Consider the following 16,060-nt stretch of genomic DNA (forward strand, 5'->3'; position numbering starts at 1 on the left):
CCTCCACCCGTCGCCCGGTATCCCTTCCGGGCTGGGAGCCTCATGTCCGCCTTTCGCATGACGTCCAAGCTGCTTGGCGCGCTGCTGCTGTCCGCGAGCACGCTCCATGCGGCACCCTCATGGGCCGCCGCGCCCGCCTCCACGCCCGTCGCCGTGCCCAACGGGAACTTCGAGATTGCAGGCGGCTCCGGCTCGCTCCCTGCCTTCTGGAAGTCCCGAGGGCAGGGGAAGGTGTCCGGCAGCGCCGCGGCGAAGGTGGAGGGCGCTCGCGGCCTGGCCATCGAGAACCCGGTGGGCGGCGCCGAGACAACGGTGGAGTCCGAGGCGATGAAGCTCCAGGTGGGCCAGCTCTATCGGCTCAGCGCCTGGGTGCGCACGCGAGGCGTCCAGGCGGACCCGCAGGCGCGCTACCCCACGGCGCACGGCGCCTGCCTGTCGATGAAGAGCTTCCCCTTCACCAACTGCTCACCCGCGCCCGCAGCGGAAGCGGGAGGCCGCGCGTCGGTGCTCTTCTTCGCCACCCAGTCCTCGGACCGGGTGCAGCTCCACCTGGGCCGCAACGGCAAGGCCACGGGCACCGCCTGGTTCGACGACGTCCGCATCGAGAAGGTGGACGACATCACCGCTTACATTCCGCTGGAGTCGGTGCGCTGGGCCGGCAAGGGCTTCCGCTATGACGAGGGCGGGTGGATCTACGTCCACATCGAGGGCGAGCCCTACGAGCGGGGCCACCAGTTCGGCCAGCTGGTGCCGCAGGAAATCGTCCGCTACATGGAGAAGCTCGGCATCGAGAAGGACAAGACGGATGCCTCCAAGGGGTGGAACCACCAGCGGCTGCTCGCGGATGCGCTCTTCCTGCGCAAGTACGACGCGGAGTTCCTGGAGGAGATGAAGGGCATCGCGGACGGCGCCAACAAGGCGGGCGCGAAGTTCAAGGACCGCGAGCTGGACCTGCTGGACATCGTCACGCTCAACTCCGCCGTGGACGCGGGGCAGCTCGCCGAGGCGAACCGGGCCACGGGCACGCCGCTCACCGGTCGCACCTTCCTCAAGGCGGAGGAGGACGCGGAGCGGGCGGGGAAGGGGGACCATTGCTCCTCCTTCGTGGCCACGAAGTCCGCCACCCCGGATGGCCGCGCCATCATGGGGCAGATTTTCATGTGGGGCGGCTACACGGGCGTGCACTGGGACGTGGTGCTGGACGTGAAGCCCACCAAGGGCCACCGCTTCGTGATGCAGACCTTCCCGGGTGGCATCCACAGCGGCTCGGACTGGTACGTCAATGCCGCCGGCATCGTCATTGGCGAGACGACGGTGGGGCAGTCGCCGTTCGACATGAATGGTACGCCCCAGAGCAACCGCATCCGCAAGGCCGCGCAGTACGCGTCGTCCATCGACGACGTCGCCCGCATCATGAAGGACGGCAACAACGGCCTCTACACCAACGACTGGACGTTGGCGGACACGAAGACGGACGAGGGCGCGTGCCTGCTGCTGGGGACGAAGAAGACGCGCCTGTGGCGCACCGGCGGCAAGGGACAGGCCGGGGACACGCCGGGCAACCTCAAGGACTTCATCTGGGCCAACAACAACAACCGGGATTTGGAGGTGCGCAAGGAGTACGTGCCCAACCCGGACAACGCCCCGGTGGACCTGTCCTTCAACACCTGGAACCGCGACATCGCCTTCTGGGAGTACTACGCGAAGCACGGCAAGAAGGGCTTCGACCTGGACACCGCCATCCGGATGATGGCCTCCAGCCCCATCAACCGGCCCCACGCGTGTGACGGCAAGGTCACCACGTCGGAGATGGCCCAGAAGCTGATGTTCCTGGCCCACTACGGCAAGACGACGCTGCGCGAGAAGATGGTGGGGGGCCGGTGGATTCCCGACCTGCCCGGCGCCACGCCGCACCTGTCGCTGGGCTACACGGCCTTCAGCCCCGTCGTCGTCGCGGAGAAGCTGGAGGCCGCTCGCAAGGGCTGGACGCCTCCTGCCGAGCCCGCCGCCCTCAAGCGCGACGTGTCGAAGGTGAAGGACGCGTTCGCCTTTGGCAGGCCCCTGCTGTGGGCCAACACCGTGTTTCCCGCGACGGATGGGGAGAACTGGCTGGTCAGCGGCACCGCCGCGTATTGGAAGCTGCTCAAGGACCTGCCGGCGGACGGAGACACGTCAGACAAGGCCTTCGAGTACCAGCGCAACGCGCTGGCCGACCTCAACGCGCGCTACCTCTTCACCACCTCGCGCGAGACGGACGTGGTGCCGGCCTCCGCGAAGACGGACTACGGCCGCTACGGCGCCTACATGCTGCCGCGCATCAAGGGCACCTTCCTGCTGCACCAGCTCCGGCTGCTGCTGGGCAACGCCCACTTCTCCAAGGCGATGAACGCCCTGCATGGCCGCTACGCCAACAAGAACGTCACCACCGCGGACTTCAAGCGCGCGGTGCTGGAGGCCACCGGCAGGGACGTGGGCCTCTTCGTGTCGCAGTGGGTGGAGCAGACCGGACTGCCGCAGCCGCGCATCCGTGCCAGCGCCGCGCAGGTGAAGGACGGCTACGAGGTGACGCTGAAGGTGGAGCAGCCCGGCTCGCGCCCCTGGCACTTCGTTGCGATGGTGGAGGTGCGCACCGCGAAGGGCGCCACGCTGGAGCGCGTGGAGGTGAAGGGCCTCAACGAGACGTTCACCTTCCGCACTGCGGAGCCGCCCGTCCGCGTGGTGTTCAACGCCGGCAATGACATCCCGGTGCCGCGCGAGCACCACCAGACGCTGTCGAACCAGCTCGACGCCTGGGAGAAGCTGCTCCTGGTGCACGGCACGGCGCGCCAGACGGAGTCCATGCGCACGCTGGCGCTGGGCTACCGGGAGGTGCTGGCGGACGCGTTCGTGGAGTACCTGATGCCCATCAAGCCGGACGCCGAGGTGACGGACGCGGAGCTGGCGGACCGGGACCTGGTCCTCTTCGGCGGCGCGGAGGACAACGCGCTGCTGGCGCGGCTGGCGACCGAGAAGAAGCTCCCCGTGGAGCTGGGGCGGCGCTACTTCCGCTGGCAGGGCAAGACGTACGGCCGCCCGGATGATGGCCTGGCCGTGGCGCTGCCGAACCCCTGGAACCCGAAGCGGTCGATGTACCTGTTCGTTTCCAACAGTGGACTTCAGCTCTGGCACATGACGCGCGCCTACCAGCGCGGCCTGCCGGGCTGGGCCCTGTACCGGGGCGCCGAGGTGAGCGCCAAGGGCTTCCACGACGTGGACGCGCTGGCCCAGGACGTCGCGGTGACGCCCGCTGCCCCGCCCGCCGCGCCAGCGCCCACGCCTGTACCGGCGCCGGTGCTGGGCCAGCCGCAGCGTTAGCGCACGCTGCGAGGGGCCCCACCGCGGGGAATGTGCGGGTGGGGCCCGCTCCAAGGAATAGGGGACGGGCCCGGGTGTTTTTCCCGCCTGCCCGGAGGGACGACGACCCTCCGCGTCTGGCAGCATTCGCCGCCCCTCATTCCTCTCGGAGCCGCATTGAGCCCCCTGAAGACCTTCTCCCGCCGTGCCTGGGCCCGCAGCGCCTTGGGCACCCTGCTCCTCACCGGCTGTGCCACCACGCAGCAGCCGGCCCCCTCCGATGACGCGCCCCCTCCGGCTGTGCCCGCCGCCCAGGCCGCTTCCACGGAAGCCGTGCGTTCGCTGGGCGTGGAGCTGAAGCACCTGGACCGCGATGTCCGGCCGCAGGACGACTTCTACACCTTCGTCAACGGCAACTGGCTGAAGACGACGTCCATCCCCGCGGACCGCGCCCGGTACGGCACCATCATCGAGTTGGTGGACAAGGCCGAGCTGGCCATGCGCGCCATCATCGAGGAGTCCGCCACGGCGAAGGAGCGCCACCCGGGCTCCACCGCGCAGAAGGTGGGTGACCTCTACAACAGCTTCATGGACACCCAGCACATCGAGTCGCTGGGCCTGAAGCCGGTGCGCGACGAGCTGGAGCGCGTGAAGGCCGTGAAGCGCGCGGACGCGCTGCCGGAGCTGTTCGCGACGCTGCTGCGCGAAGGCGTGCCGGTGCCGTTCGGCATCTTCGTGGGCCAGGACCAGAAGCAGGCCACGCGTTACACCGTCTACGCCACGCAGCTGGGCCTGGGCCTGCCGGACCGGGACTACTACACCAAGCAGGAGCCGCGCTTCGTCGAGGTCCGCGCCGCGTACGTGGCCTACATCGAGAAGCTGCTCACGCTGGCCGGTGAGAAGAACGCGAAGAAGGCCGCCCAGGACGTGATGGCGTTCGAGACGGCGCTGGCCGCGAAGCAGTGGGACCGGGCACGCAACCGCGACCGCGAGAAGACGTACAACCCCAAGACGGTCGCGGAGCTGGACGCGCTGACGCCGGGCTTCTCCTGGGGCCGCTTCCTCAAGGCGTCCGGTGCGGAGGCCACGCCCTCCGTCATCGTCCGTCAGCCGGACTACCTGGAGGCCCTGGGCGGGTTGCTGAAGTCCACGCCGCTGCCGGTCATCAAGCAGTACCTGGCGCTGAAGGTGCTGGACACCCGCGCGCCGCTGCTCAGCAGCGCCTTCGACCAAGCGCACTTCGAGTTCCGCGGAAAGACGCTCCAGGGCCTGGAGGAGAACCGCCCGCGTTGGAAGCGCGGCGTGGCCCAGGTGAACGAGGTCGTCGGCGAGGCCGTGGGCCAGCTCTATGTGGAGCGCCACTTCAGCCCCGACTCCAAGAAGCGCATGCAGGAGCTGGTGGCCAACCTGCGCGAGGCCTTCCGCAAGGGCATTGACGGATTGGACTGGATGAGCCCCGCCACCAAGGCGCAGGCCCAGGCCAAGCTGGAGAAGTTCGGCGTGAAGATCGGCTACCCGGACAAGTGGCGGGATTATTCGTCGTTGGACATCGTCGCCGGTGATTTGGTGGGCAACGTCCGCCGGGGCGAACTGTTCGATCACCAGCGCGCGGTGGGCAAGCTGGGCAAGCCCATCGACCGCGAGGAATGGGGCATGACGCCGCAGACGGTGAATGCCTACTACAGCTCCACGATGAACGAGATTGTCTTCCCGGCCGCCATCCTCCAGCCACCGTTCTTCGACCCGGAGGCGGACGACGCGACGAACTACGGCGCCATCGGCGGCGTCATCGGCCACGAGTTCAGCCACGGCTTCGACGACCAGGGCAGCCGCTCCGACGGCGACGGCAACTTGCGTGACTGGTGGACGCCCGAGGACAAGACGGGCTTCGAGCAGCGCACCAACATGCTGGTGAATCAGTACAACGGCTTCAGCCCGCTGGAGGCCATGAACGTCAACGGCAAGCTCACGCTGGGTGAGAACATCGGTGACCTGAGCGGCCTCACCGTGGCGTACCAGGCCTACAAGCTGTCCACCCAGGGCAAGACGCCACCCGTCATCGACGGCTTCTCCGGCGACCAGCGCTTCTTCCTGGGCTGGGGGCAGATCTGGCGCGGCCTGTACCGGGACGATGCCATGCGGCAGATGCTGCTGACCGACCCCCACTCGCCGCCGCGGTACCGCGTCAACGGCGTCGTCCGGAACATGCCGGAGTTCTACGAGGCCTTCGGCGTGAAGGAGGGGGACGCCAACTGGCTGCCGCCCGAGCAGCGCGTCAAGATCTGGTAGCCCCGCGGTATGGGGCCGGTGGACAGCGGCCACGGGCTGTTTAGGCTGGAGGCGTGAACGCTCTCGCTGTCCGGCTCGTCTGTGGCCTGCTGTTCTCCGTGTTGGTGTTGGGGGCCATCGTGAAGCCCCCTGACAACTTCAGTCAGGGGCTGGGAATGCTGCTCCCAGCCACCATGCTGTTGGGCGTGGCCCTCAAGGGGCCGCGGCGCTCCATCATCCCGAAGCGCCGCGCCTCCGCCACGGCGGCTCCCAAGGTCGGGGAGCCGCCTCGGCCCTGAGCGTCAGGGGAGGGTGGCTCCCGTTCAGGCCTTCTTCGCCGCCGACGGCTTGTTGATGTTGGCGAAGAAGTCGTTGCCCTTGTCGTCCACGACGATGAAGGCCGGGAAGTCCACCACTTCAATCTTCCAGACGGCCTCCATGCCCAGCTCGGCGTACTCGAGCACCTCCACCTTGGTGATGCAGTCCTTGGCCAGCCGCGCCGCCGGGCCGCCGATGGAGCCCAGGTAGAAGCCACCGTGCTTCTTGCAGGCCTCGGTGACGGCGGTGGAGCGGTTGCCCTTGGCCAGCATCACGAAGCTGCCGCCCGCGGCCTGGAACTGGTCCACGTACGCGTCCATGCGGCCGGCCGTCGTCGGGCCGAAGGAGCCCGAGGCATAGCCTTCCGGCGTCTTCGCCGGGCCCGCGTAGTAGACCATGTAGTCCTTGAGGTACTGGGGCATGCCGTTGCCGGCGTCCAGCACCTCCTTGATCTTCGCGTGGGCGATGTCGCGCGCCACCACCAGGGGGCCGCTGAGCGACAGGCGCGTCTTGATGGGGTAGCGCGACAGCTCTGCGCGAATCTCGCTCATGGGGCGGTTGAGGTCGATCTTCACCACCTCGCCGCCCAGCTCCCCGTCCGTCGTCTCCGGCAGGTACTTCGCCGGGTCGGCCTCCAACTGCTCCAGGAAGATGCCGTCCTGGGTGATCTTCCCCAGGATCTGCCGGTCCGCCGAGCACGACACCGCGATGGCCACCGGGCAGGACGCGCCGTGGCGGGGCAGGCGGATGACGCGCACGTCGTGGCAGAAGTACTTGCCGCCGAACTGCGCGCCAATGCCGGTGCGCTGTGTGAGCTTGAGGATCTCCTGCTCCAGCGCCACGTCGCGGAAGCCGCGGCCCAGCTTGTTGCCCTCGGTGGGGAGCGAATCCAGGTAGCGCGCGGAGGCGTACTTGGCCGTCTTCAGCGCGTATTCGGCGGAGGTGCCACCAATGACGATGGCCAGGTGGTACGGCGGACAGGCCGCGGTGCCCAGCGAGCGGATCTTCGCGTCCACGAAGTTCAGCAGGCTCTGCGGATTGAGCAGCGCCTTCGTCTCCTGGAACAGGTAGCTCTTGTTGGCGGAGCCGCCGCCCTTCGCCATGAAGAGGAACTTGTAGGCGTCACCGTCCGTCGCGTAGAGCTCGATCTGCGCGGGCAGGTTGTTGCCGGTGTTGACCTCTTTGTACATGTCCAGCGGCGCCATCTGGGAGTAGCGCAGGTTCGACGTCTGGTACGTCTCGAACACGCCGCGGGAGATGGCCTCCTCGTCATTGCCGCCGGTGATGACGTACTGGCCCTTCTTGCCCATGACGATGGCGGTGCCCGTGTCCTGGCAGGAGGGCAGCACGCCGCCGGCGGCGATGTTGGCGTTCTTCAGCAGCTCCAGCGCCACGAAGCGGTCGTTGGACGACGCCTCGGGGTCCTCGAGGATGTGGGAGAGCTGCTTCAGGTGTCCGGGGCGCAGCAGGTGCGCGATGTCGCGCATGGCCTCGCGGGTGAGCAGGGTGAGCGCCTCGGGCGCGACCTGGAGGAAGGTGCGGCCGCCGGCTTCGAAGGTGGAGACGTGGTCCTTGGAGAGCAGCCGGTATGGCGTCTCGTCCTTGCCCAGCGGCAGCATGTCCTGGAACTGGAAGTCGGTCATACCCGTAGGCGTAGCGCTGATGCGGCCCTCGTGGGTAGCTGGAACTCGTGGCGCGAGAAAACCTCCCAGCATGGGAGCTACAAGTCCCTTCACTCCAGATACAGCCTGATACATGGATAGAGGAGGGAAGGTGGGCGAGGGTTGGCTGGTCGTCAGCCCGGGTGGCGGACAACTCGCGGAGCCGCCAGGTTGTGCGATGCTGTGAGCCCCCGTGGCCGCCATCTCCGTTCAAGTTCCCCTTCTTGTTTTCATGGCCCTGCTCGCCGCCTCCGCGCGCGCGGCGGAGCCGTCCGCCGTGGAGCAGCGGGCGCGCGAGGACCTGGACCGTCAGCTCCAGGAGATGGTGAAGACGCCGCCGCCGGAGATCGTCATCTCCTTCGAGGGCCTTCCCGGAGCGGGCACGTCGCGCGGCTACAAGCTGGTGGAGGCGGACTTCCTCGTCAACGGCCAGCCCCTGGCCATCCCCGGCCTGGACAAGCTCAACGGCCCCGGGCTGCACCGGCTCGCGGTGCTCACGGTGGAGGAAGGCTCCTACACGCTCGTCTCGCACGTCACCTACGCCAACGAGTCCTGGAACCTCTTCAGTGAGGAGAGCGGCTTCCTCTGGAAGCTGACGGCGTCGGTGACGGTGCAGGTGCAGCGCGGCCTGCGGGCGCGGGTGCGGGTGCTGCCCGCCATCAACCCCACCGCGCCGGACCCCCGGCTGAAGCTGAAGCTGTCCCATGACGTGAAGGCGGAGATGACGGCCGCCATGGCGGACGTGGCCATTCCTGACGTGCCGGATGCGGGTGCGCCCGTGGCCGCGGTGGCGCAGGCTCCCGCGAAGCCGCCCCCGCCCCCCGTGACGACCCCCATCTCGCCGTCGCCGCCCGTGGTGGCCGCGCCGGTGAAGACGGTGGAGGCGCCGGAACAGGGGCCGGTGGCGCCCGCGAAGCTGCTGCTGAAGGTGCTCGCGGGGAAGCGGCCCGCCGCGGCCACCGTGTACGTGAAGTCCGTCAGCGGGGCGCCGCAGCGGGTGATGGTGGACCGCAAGGCGCGCAAGCCGGTGGAGGTCCTGTTGCCGCCCGGGGAGTACCGGCTGGACGTCCTGTCCCAGGGCTACCTGGCGCAGACGCGACAGGTGACGCTCTCCCGGGAGGCGGTGCCCACGGTGTCCTTCACCCTGGCGAAGGCACCGGTGTCGAAGTCCCAGAAGGTCCGCCTGAAGAATGAGGTCGTGGAGCTGCCGCGCATGCCGCGCTTCGCGGAGAAGCAGGCCGCGCCACGCAAGGGAACGACCGCGGGACTGGCCCTGCTGATGGACATGTTCGTGCGGGACGAGAAGCTCCGGCTCCGCATTGAAGGCCACACCGACAACCGCGAACGCCCCGCGGCGGCCGCCCGCAAGACGCTGTCCGAAGCCCGCGCCGCAGCCGTGGCCAAGGCCCTGGTCGACGCGGGACTGGACGCGTCGCGCATCGAAACCGTGGGCCTGGGCGACACCCGGCCCAAGGCGCCGAACCTGTTGCCTCGTGGGCGCGAGCTGAACCGCCGCGTGGAGTTCGTGCTGCTGCGCAAGGAGTAGGTGGACAGGTCGGCCCATCAGGGCGGACTGCCGGGCTGTTCGGACGCGGCACCGGAGGGGGGGATTCCATCTCCGCCGACAACCGAGTCTCGGGCCGCGCACTTGCGGCGCGTCGCGGAGCGACAAGATGGGCTTGGGTTCACCCGAACGGAATCCCCAACATGAGACGAGGTGCCGGGAAATGCGTTCGATACGGCACAGTTCGCGGGCCCACCGCGGGGTGATGGGTTCTGAATAGAGCCTCGGTGCACGCGTCTGTCCTCATGAACACGACGGCGGGCCCTGAGCTCACGAGGACGCACCCCATGAACCGCATCGCTTCCGCGCTGGTTGCAGCCCTTCTCCTCACTGGCAGTGCCCAGGCCCAGGGTTACGGCCCCCGTCCCACGCGCGTGGAGCGGGGCGAGCTGCGCGATGACCGCCGCGACCTGGAGGACCTGCGGAAGCTGCTGTCCCGCTTCGACGCCGCGTGGAGCAGCCGGAGCGAACGGCAGATGGCGAACGTGGAGGTCAGCCTGCGCAAGCTCCTCCGTGCCGAACTGGCGGAGAGCGAGCGGGAGCTGTCCAAGGACAGGGCACAGTCGCGGCGGACCCGGCGGGATGCGCGCGTGGCTCAGTGGGGCGGTCCCCGGGCGGCCATGTGGGGCCGTGCCTCCGCAGTCGAAGCGCGGAACGACCTGCGCGCCGAGCACGCCGCGCTGCGGACACGGAAGGCCATTGCCCGTGAGCTCGACGAAATCGAGGGACTGCGGCAGCCCGGGGCCTTGAGCTACAAGCGCACGCTCATCCTGGAGCTCATCCAGGTGGCGGAGCGGGAGCTGAACCAGACCCGGCGGGAAGTCCGCGACGACCGGCGCCCCTCCGGCCGGCGCTATTGAGCGCCTGCCGCAAGGCCCCGCCCGCTAGGTCCGGCGGTGGGGCTACTCCGCTTTCTTCGGCGCGGTGGCGGAATCCACCACGCGGTGCACCGGGTACAGCTCACCCGTGGTGATGGCGCCATCGAGAAACTGCCAGCGGCAGAAGCCATCATCGGAGTGGGGCTCCAGCAGGTACACGGCGAGCGTGCCGGCGCGCTGGGCCGTGGGCACGTAGAGCGTCCCCGCGGGGAACTCGTGCGTGGTGCGCTCGGGGGCCACCGTGAGGACCGTCTCGAAGCGCACCGGCTTGGGCTTCTGGCTGAGCGGCACCTCGGCCTCGCCGGGCGGCGGCACATTCGCCGCCACGTCGGGGCTGAACGTCTCCTCGCGCCGGGCCACGCGGTAGCTGTCCACCGTGAACGGCCGGGACTTCGGCAGCCGCTCGAACTGGATGCCATGGCCCTCCAGCCGTGACGCGAGTTCCGGGGGGGCCAGATAGGCCTCGGGGGTGCTCACGGACTGGGTGGGAACGAAGGTCCGGTGGTGCGGCATCGCGTAGGTGCGCTTGCGCTTTCCGGGGTAGCGCCGCGCGGCGATGCTCGCCTCGTCGAACGCGAGGATGTTCGCCGTGTCCCCGGGCCGTGCGTATGCGGGGTACTCGAAGGCCAGGGCTCCCTTGTCATCGCGCGTGGCCACGCCGTAGTTGATGCCGACGAGCGCCTCCACGTCGGGAGACTTGCCCCGCGCGATGATGTCCGCCTGCGTCTCGTCGGTGATGGCGCGGTAGGTGGCGGCGTTCCGGGCCGCGTCGCGGAAGAGCTCCAGCAGCCACGCGCGCATCACCGCGCAGCGGCGCGGGAAGTCGATGTAGCTGTACGTCTCCAGCAGCACGTCCAGCCGGCCGAGCAGGCCCCGGTAGTGGCTGCCAAAGCGCGGCAGCGCCGGGTACGTGTGCCAGCCCGAGCGCGGATCGCCTTCGTCCTTGTAGTTGCCGTACCAGAAGCTGTCGAAGCCATGGCGGCCCTGCACGGCCTTGGCGACGCGCTCCAACATGCCCCGGTTGTAGGCGCGAAGCTTGGAGAAGAGCGGCTCGTTCGAATGGGACGTGTCGAACGTCAGGTCAAAGGCGTGGATGCTGCCGTCCGTGGTGTGGCAGTCGATGAAGACATGGGGCCACCAGGTCTGGTGCAGCGCGGCCATGGCGCGCGTCTCCGGGGCCTCCTGCTTCGTGCTGTCCCGGTTGAGGTTCCAGCCTTCGCCCGTGTAGCGGGTGCCCACGCCGCCCTCGGGGTTCACCTGTCCCTCGAGGTCCTTGAGGTTGAGCTTCCGGTTGTTCGGGCTGATGCGGTCGTTGCCGTCGGGGTTGAAGTTGGGCACCAGCACCAGGCACACCTTGTCGAGCAGCGTCTGCCCGAGCCGGGTGAGCGTGAGGTCCCGCGCGAGCGCGAGCAGGGCCTCCTTGCCTTCGACTTCGCCCGCGTGGATGTTGGCCTCCACCATCACCACGACCTTCTTCTGCTTGCGCGCCTGCTCGGGCGTGAAGCAGCCGCGGTCGCTCACCACCAGGGCCACCAGGGGCTGGCCTTCGCCGCTCTGGCCGAAGTCCACCCTGCGGGCGAGCTTCGTGCGGCGGCAGAGCTCGTCCACGAAGGCCAGCACGTCGGAGTGAAGGGACGTTTGCGTGTAGTTCGACGCTTCAGCGCGGGTCAGCAGCCGGTTCATGGGGCGCATCCGAGCGCTCCCGCCCAGGCGCGTCAAGTCCCGCCGCGCCGCTGGAAAAGAGTGAGCCCGAGCAGGGTGTCCTCCTGCCCGGGCTCGGGGTGCTGCCATGGATGAGACCCGCACGTTTAAGTTCCTGCCTGCGGTTGAGACCTCGGGTCCTGCGATTGAACGACCGCCGCGCAAGGGGAAATGGAGCGGCGGGCTGGAATTGCACCAGCATCACGAGGGAGGGGGCGGGAACGGTTGATCGGGCCTGCGACAGCGAATGCTGAGTCTGGAGTGAGAATTTGAGTTTGGGGTGCTTCGCGCGCTCGTGATGCCGCCTGCCTCTACCGTGATTGGGCTACCCCGCCGCAGGTGGTGCTGAATGGCGGGGGCAGGGCTCGAACCTGCACTGGGGACGGCCGGAGAACGCTCGGCGTGAGGCTGCTGCTGAGTTTGAGTCTGGACTCCAAAAGGTCTGCGGCCGTGAGCCTAGCCGAACAGGTAGCCGAGGAGGGCCTCGCCGGCCTTCATTTCCTCCACCTCGACGGCGTTCGCCTCTTCGCGGGCGAACTTGACGGCCTGCTGCAATTTCTCCACGCGCTCCAGCAGGTCATTCATGCGCGTGGCGGGGAGCGCCCCCGAGAACTTCACCGTCTTCCAGTAACCGACGACGATGTCCTCGTAATAGACCTCCACCTGGGCCGGGTGCTTCTCGGTGGCCTCGGACTTCACGTGGTTGCGGGGAACCTTCTTCGTCTTCGCCGTCTGCACGGGCTCGGTGGCCCACAGGCCCTGCGCCGGGTCGGGAACCCACGACTCCGACGGGTCCAGTGTGGGCAGCTTCTTCACGAAGGTGTGAAGGTCCACGAGCTGCTTCTCGAGGAAGAGAAGATAGGTGGCGGGAACACCCTTCAGCAGGACCCGGCCATCCACGCGCACGTCCGCCTTCGCGTGACAGTTGGTGAGGTCCTTGGTGGCGGTGACGTCGAAGAGCCGGGTGAGAATCTCTTGCGTCTTCTTGAGGACGTCTTGCGTTCGTACCTGCACGCGGGTGGATTCGGGGGGGAAGCGCTCACCCTCCTCGTCGCGGGGCTGATACGTGCGGGAGATGCCGCTGAGCAACTGCGGCTTCTGGAGGTCGTGATGGGCCTGGGTCAGCTCTTGCTGGGAGCGGTTCTTGACGCCCTTCTCGACGGCGATGATCTGGTTCAGCTTCGGCATGACGCCCCTGACGCAGCTTGGCGTCTCGCCCTGACATGCCATGTGGGATTCAGGCCTGTAGGGGGGACTCAAGAGGAGTCAGCTCGCCGCCGGGAGTGCGCTCCGTCCGCAGCTGGCCCGGGGATCCGGACGCCTGGGCCTCGTCCGTCGCAGTGTGTGCGTCCATGGGGGTGAGCCCTCATGCATGACGTCAGCACAGCGCCGCGCCCGGAAGGTCGCGCGGAAGGAGACACGCGTCATGACGGAGCAAGAGGCCTACGTGAAGCAGATGGATGCGGAGAAGCGGAGGCTCGACGCCCGGATTGCCGAAACGGAGGCGCAGGCAGACGTCCGCCAGGCTAGCGACGAGCTCAAGGACATGTCCGGCATTCGCCGCGTCTTCGACACGTTCCGCATCAAGCTGGATGAGCTGAGCAAGCGGCAGACGCAGAACTTCGACCAGGGCAAGGCCGAGCTCCGGAAGTCCTACGACGACACCAACCAGGCCGTCATCGAGATGGAATCCAAGATGGCGCTCGTCCGTGCCGGCTACGAGCGCAAGCGGGAGGCGGAGCTTCGAGCGCTTGGCGCGCAGGTGGATGGTTGGGAGGCGTCCGCCACGCAGTCCCGGGCCGAGGACTCACGGCTCACGCGGCAGGAACTCCAGTTCATCCGTCGCTCGCTCCATGACACGGAGTCCGCGCTGCGCCGGTTGATGAGCAGCCACGGCGAGAACTGGTCGAAGCTGAAGAAGGACTACGAGGACTCGTGGCGCGAGCTGCGGGAGCGCTCCGACAAGATTCGGGGGGGCGCGGACGTGCAGCCGTCCTCTCGCGCCTGAACCTGGACGGTACGTGGTCCGGACCGGGGGCGGTCCGGCCTCGCGCCGGGGATTGCGTACGCTGCGTCAGAACGCGCGGTTCACCGCGTAGCCGCAAATCTTGTGCTCGGCCTTGTACGTGTTGGGGCCGGGGATGCCGTCGATGGGGCCCGTATAGCCGAAGCTCCGGCCCACCGTCTGGACGCGCGTCCAATAGACCTTCCCGGGGATGCCGTCCTCCTGCGCGGACGTGCGGGGGCCGCCGCGGCGGTTCAGCTCGCGCGCGGTGATGCGCACGCGGGCCTTCTCCGTGTTGGGCCCGGTGACGCCGTCAATGGGCCCCGTGTAGCCGTAGTCGCGCCGGGCAACCGTCTGGATGCGCTTGTAGTAGATGGGGCCGGGGATGCCGTCGTACTCCGTGGTCGTCTGCGGCAGCCCGCCACTTGTCGGAGGAGGCGCGCCGCCGCCCGCGATGTGCCCGCCCGCGTAGTCCATGGACCAGCCGAGGTAGCGCGCGCCTGTCGCGGCCGAATAGCCGTGGACGCTGTTGACGCCGATGGCATCACCCCAGGACTGCGCCAGCTTGCGCGTGGCCATGAACACGGTGCCGCCACCGCCATTCAAGTCCGCGCCGACGTGGCCGTCCGCGCCAATGTCCCACCAGTGAAACGCACCCGTGGGCGCCTGGGTCGGGTCCATGGAGCTGATGCGTGATGCGCGGAACGCCTCGATGGCGGAGGGCCGCGCCGAGGACTCCGGCAACTGGCCGAAGCGCCACATCAACGAACCACACCACTGGTCCCACGTGCCTCCGTCCCGCTTGGGATTGGCGGCGGCGAAGGCCCGCGCCCTGTCATAGATGGGCGAGTTCAGCTCGGACGTCTCGGTTTCGAGCGCGTCAGGATTGAGCGTCTCCGTGTCCTCGATGGCACCACCACACGCACCAAGCACGATGGCCGCTGACACAAGCGCGGTGCTCCACGTCATCCTGTTCGTCTTCATCCCATGGCTCCTGTCATGGCCGTTCAACGCGAGGTTGTCGGCGGGAGCATGGTTGGAGTTTCCAGGAAACTAAGTTTTGCCTGTGCCTGGAGTTTTCCTGCGAACGTACTCCCAAGCTTCGATGAGCCTGCGCGTTTCCTCCTGCGCCAGGGCCTGCAGTTTGGGGCCGAGCTGCGCGACCTTGTCCGGATGGTACTGGGCCACCAGCGACAAATAGGCTCGCCGTGCATCCGCGAGCGGAGTGCCGGGCGTGATTCCCAGCACCTCCCATGCAGACGCCACCGGTTCCGGTTCAGGTGCGCGAGGCGCTTCGGTGCGAGGTTCCGGTTCCGGCTCCACGTCTGGCGTGTCGTCCGCGTCGTCGGCTTCCTCGGCCTCCGCTGCTTCCTCCTCTTCGGGGGGCTCGGCGGGAGGCGCGGGCCGGTCGAAGCCCACGCCGCAGGTGGTGCACAGGAGCCGCTCCTGGGGCTCTCCGGATGCGGAGGGAACCACGCGTGTGTCGAAGCAGTCCCCACACACGATGTTGCGGCACGACTCACAGCGCGCGGCGGAGGGAGCGTCATCCAGGTCCTGGCCGCACCGGAGACAGTCGTCTGGCAGGGGGGCCTCTTCGCCACACCGCACGCAGTGGGCCCACGCGCGGTCCAGGCGGTGCTCGCACTCCGTGCACTCCAGGTCGCCGCCGCTCGCGGGCTCCCAGTGCTTCGTTTCTCCGCACCACGGGCAGTAGGGCATCAGCCACGCCAGCTTCCCGGTGCAGTCATCCGCGTCGCAGTCGAACTCGATCCGGTAGCCCTGGGCCACGGGCTCGGGCGCGTTGGCCTCGTCGAAGGACTCGCCACATGCCCAGCAGTGATTGAAGAGCGGGTGCGAGGGTGCCTCGCACGCCACGCAGACGGGGTTGCCGTGCTCGGCCTTCCATTCGACTTCGTCGCCGCAGCCGGGGCAGAAGCCCATGGCCTGCGTGACGTCCGGGTGCTGGCAGGATGACCTCGCCGCGTGGGCGGCTCGCTCGCGCTGTCCTGGCGGGGCGGGGAACGGGGGCTTGATGCCTTGCTCCGTCAGGTGCTCCCACCAGCAGGCGCGGCAGACGCGGCCCCGGGCCTTCCGGTTCTCGTGGCCGGGCGCCACCGGGCGTTGCCGGAAGTCACCGACCTCCAGGACCTGCGTGCTCAGGCACACCTGGCAGACCGTGTCGCCGCAAACCTCGCAGCTTCCCGCGAGGCGGCGGACGCCCAGGCCCAGGATGCCGGCGGTCAGCACCTCCCTGCAGCAGGGGCAGGCTCGCATGGACTCCTCTCGCGGGATGGCCGGGCCGGGTGGGGCTCGGGTGGCGGGTGGGCCTCAC

At 68.5% G+C, this 16,060-nt stretch carries 11 protein-coding genes; 6 read left to right on the plus strand and 5 right to left on the minus strand.

Annotation, left to right across the window (positions count from 1 at the left end; genetic code table 11):
• Positions 1-42 precede the first annotated feature (42 nt).
• The 3 genes from BHS09_RS15570 to BHS09_RS15580 all read left to right on the plus strand — a co-directional run bounded on the left by BHS09_RS15570 (position 43) and on the right by BHS09_RS15580 (position 5,900).
• A complete protein-coding gene (locus tag BHS09_RS15570; protein WP_140798259.1) occupies positions 43-3,354 on the plus strand; it encodes a C45 family autoproteolytic acyltransferase/hydolase in 3,312 nt (1,103 codons plus the stop codon).
• Positions 3,355-3,510: 156 nt separating this feature from the next.
• Entirely contained in the window at positions 3,511-5,622 is a 2,112-nt protein-coding gene (locus BHS09_RS15575) for a M13 family metallopeptidase (RefSeq protein WP_140790889.1), read from the plus strand.
• Between the two features lie 53 nt (positions 5,623-5,675).
• Entirely contained in the window at positions 5,676-5,900 is a 225-nt protein-coding gene (locus BHS09_RS15580) for a hypothetical protein (RefSeq protein WP_140790891.1), read from the plus strand.
• A gap of 24 nt (positions 5,901-5,924) precedes the next feature.
• On the opposite strand, the gene BHS09_RS15585 is transcribed toward BHS09_RS15580, so the two are convergent.
• Positions 5,925-7,562 (minus strand): fumarate hydratase, encoded by a 1,638-nt coding sequence (locus BHS09_RS15585; RefSeq protein WP_174258790.1) that lies wholly within the window; start codon positions 7,560-7,562, stop codon positions 5,925-5,927.
• Between the two features lie 250 nt (positions 7,563-7,812).
• Between BHS09_RS15585 and BHS09_RS40050 the strand changes: the two genes are divergently transcribed.
• Together BHS09_RS40050 and BHS09_RS15595 are read left to right on the plus strand one after the other, a co-directional pair.
• Positions 7,813-9,126 carry an OmpA family protein gene (locus BHS09_RS40050; RefSeq protein ID WP_261344620.1) on the plus strand — a complete coding sequence of 438 codons (1,314 nt, stop codon included), beginning with the start codon at positions 7,813-7,815 and terminating at the stop codon, positions 9,124-9,126.
• Positions 9,127-9,431: 305 nt separating this feature from the next.
• Positions 9,432-10,004: a hypothetical protein gene (locus BHS09_RS15595; RefSeq protein WP_237078320.1), complete on the plus strand. Its 573-nt coding sequence runs from the start codon at positions 9,432-9,434 to the stop codon at positions 10,002-10,004.
• 42 nt (positions 10,005-10,046) lie between these two features.
• Here the strand turns inward: BHS09_RS15595 and BHS09_RS15600 are convergent, their stop codons facing one another.
• Entirely contained in the window at positions 10,047-11,705 is a 1,659-nt protein-coding gene (locus BHS09_RS15600; protein WP_140790897.1) for a M14 family metallopeptidase, read from the minus strand.
• 474 nt (positions 11,706-12,179) lie between these two features.
• A complete protein-coding gene (locus BHS09_RS15605; RefSeq protein WP_026114162.1) occupies positions 12,180-12,911 on the minus strand; it encodes a DUF7873 family protein in 732 nt (243 codons plus the stop codon).
• Between the two features lie 238 nt (positions 12,912-13,149).
• On the opposite strand from BHS09_RS15605, the gene BHS09_RS15610 reads away from it, so the two are divergent.
• Positions 13,150-13,731 carry a sll1863 family stress response protein gene (locus tag BHS09_RS15610; RefSeq protein WP_140798262.1) on the plus strand — a complete coding sequence of 194 codons (582 nt, stop codon included), beginning with the start codon at positions 13,150-13,152 and terminating at the stop codon, positions 13,729-13,731.
• Positions 13,732-13,797: 66 nt separating this feature from the next.
• Here the strand turns inward: BHS09_RS15610 and BHS09_RS15615 are convergent, their stop codons facing one another.
• Both BHS09_RS15615 and BHS09_RS15620 read right to left on the minus strand, forming a co-directional pair.
• Positions 13,798-14,712, minus strand: a complete 915-nt coding sequence (locus tag BHS09_RS15615; RefSeq protein ID WP_140798263.1) for a hypothetical protein — start codon at positions 14,710-14,712, stop codon at positions 13,798-13,800.
• 69 nt (positions 14,713-14,781) lie between these two features.
• Positions 14,782-16,002: a J domain-containing protein gene (locus BHS09_RS15620; protein WP_237080371.1), complete on the minus strand. Its 1,221-nt coding sequence runs from the start codon at positions 16,000-16,002 to the stop codon at positions 14,782-14,784.
• Positions 16,003-16,060 lie beyond the last annotated feature (58 nt).

The sequence above is a fragment of the Myxococcus xanthus genome, from assembly GCF_006402735.1.
In the GTDB taxonomy this organism is placed as follows: Bacteria; Myxococcota; Myxococcia; order Myxococcales; family Myxococcaceae; genus Myxococcus; species Myxococcus xanthus_A.

What these genes read in the sequence shown, in the direction of transcription:
- BHS09_RS15615 (WP_140798263.1), bottom strand. Translation starts at nt 14,712, where the DNA reads ATGAAGACGAACAGGATGACGTGGAGCACCGCGCTTGTGTCAGCGGCC.
- BHS09_RS40050 (WP_261344620.1), top strand. Translation starts at nt 7,813, where the DNA reads ATGGCCCTGCTCGCCGCCTCCGCGCGCGCGGCGGAGCCGTCCGCCGTG.
- BHS09_RS15595 (WP_237078320.1), top strand. Translation starts at nt 9,432, where the DNA reads ATGAACCGCATCGCTTCCGCGCTGGTTGCAGCCCTTCTCCTCACTGGC.
- BHS09_RS15610 (WP_140798262.1), top strand. Translation starts at nt 13,150, where the DNA reads ATGACGGAGCAAGAGGCCTACGTGAAGCAGATGGATGCGGAGAAGCGG.
- BHS09_RS15600 (WP_140790897.1), bottom strand. Translation starts at nt 11,705, where the DNA reads ATGAACCGGCTGCTGACCCGCGCTGAAGCGTCGAACTACACGCAAACG.
- BHS09_RS15570 (WP_140798259.1), top strand. Translation starts at nt 43, where the DNA reads ATGTCCGCCTTTCGCATGACGTCCAAGCTGCTTGGCGCGCTGCTGCTG.
- BHS09_RS15620 (WP_237080371.1), bottom strand. Translation starts at nt 16,002, where the DNA reads ATGCGAGCCTGCCCCTGCTGCAGGGAGGTGCTGACCGCCGGCATCCTG.
- BHS09_RS15605 (WP_026114162.1), bottom strand. Translation starts at nt 12,911, where the DNA reads ATGCCGAAGCTGAACCAGATCATCGCCGTCGAGAAGGGCGTCAAGAAC.
- BHS09_RS15585 (WP_174258790.1), bottom strand. Translation starts at nt 7,562, where the DNA reads ATGACCGACTTCCAGTTCCAGGACATGCTGCCGCTGGGCAAGGACGAG.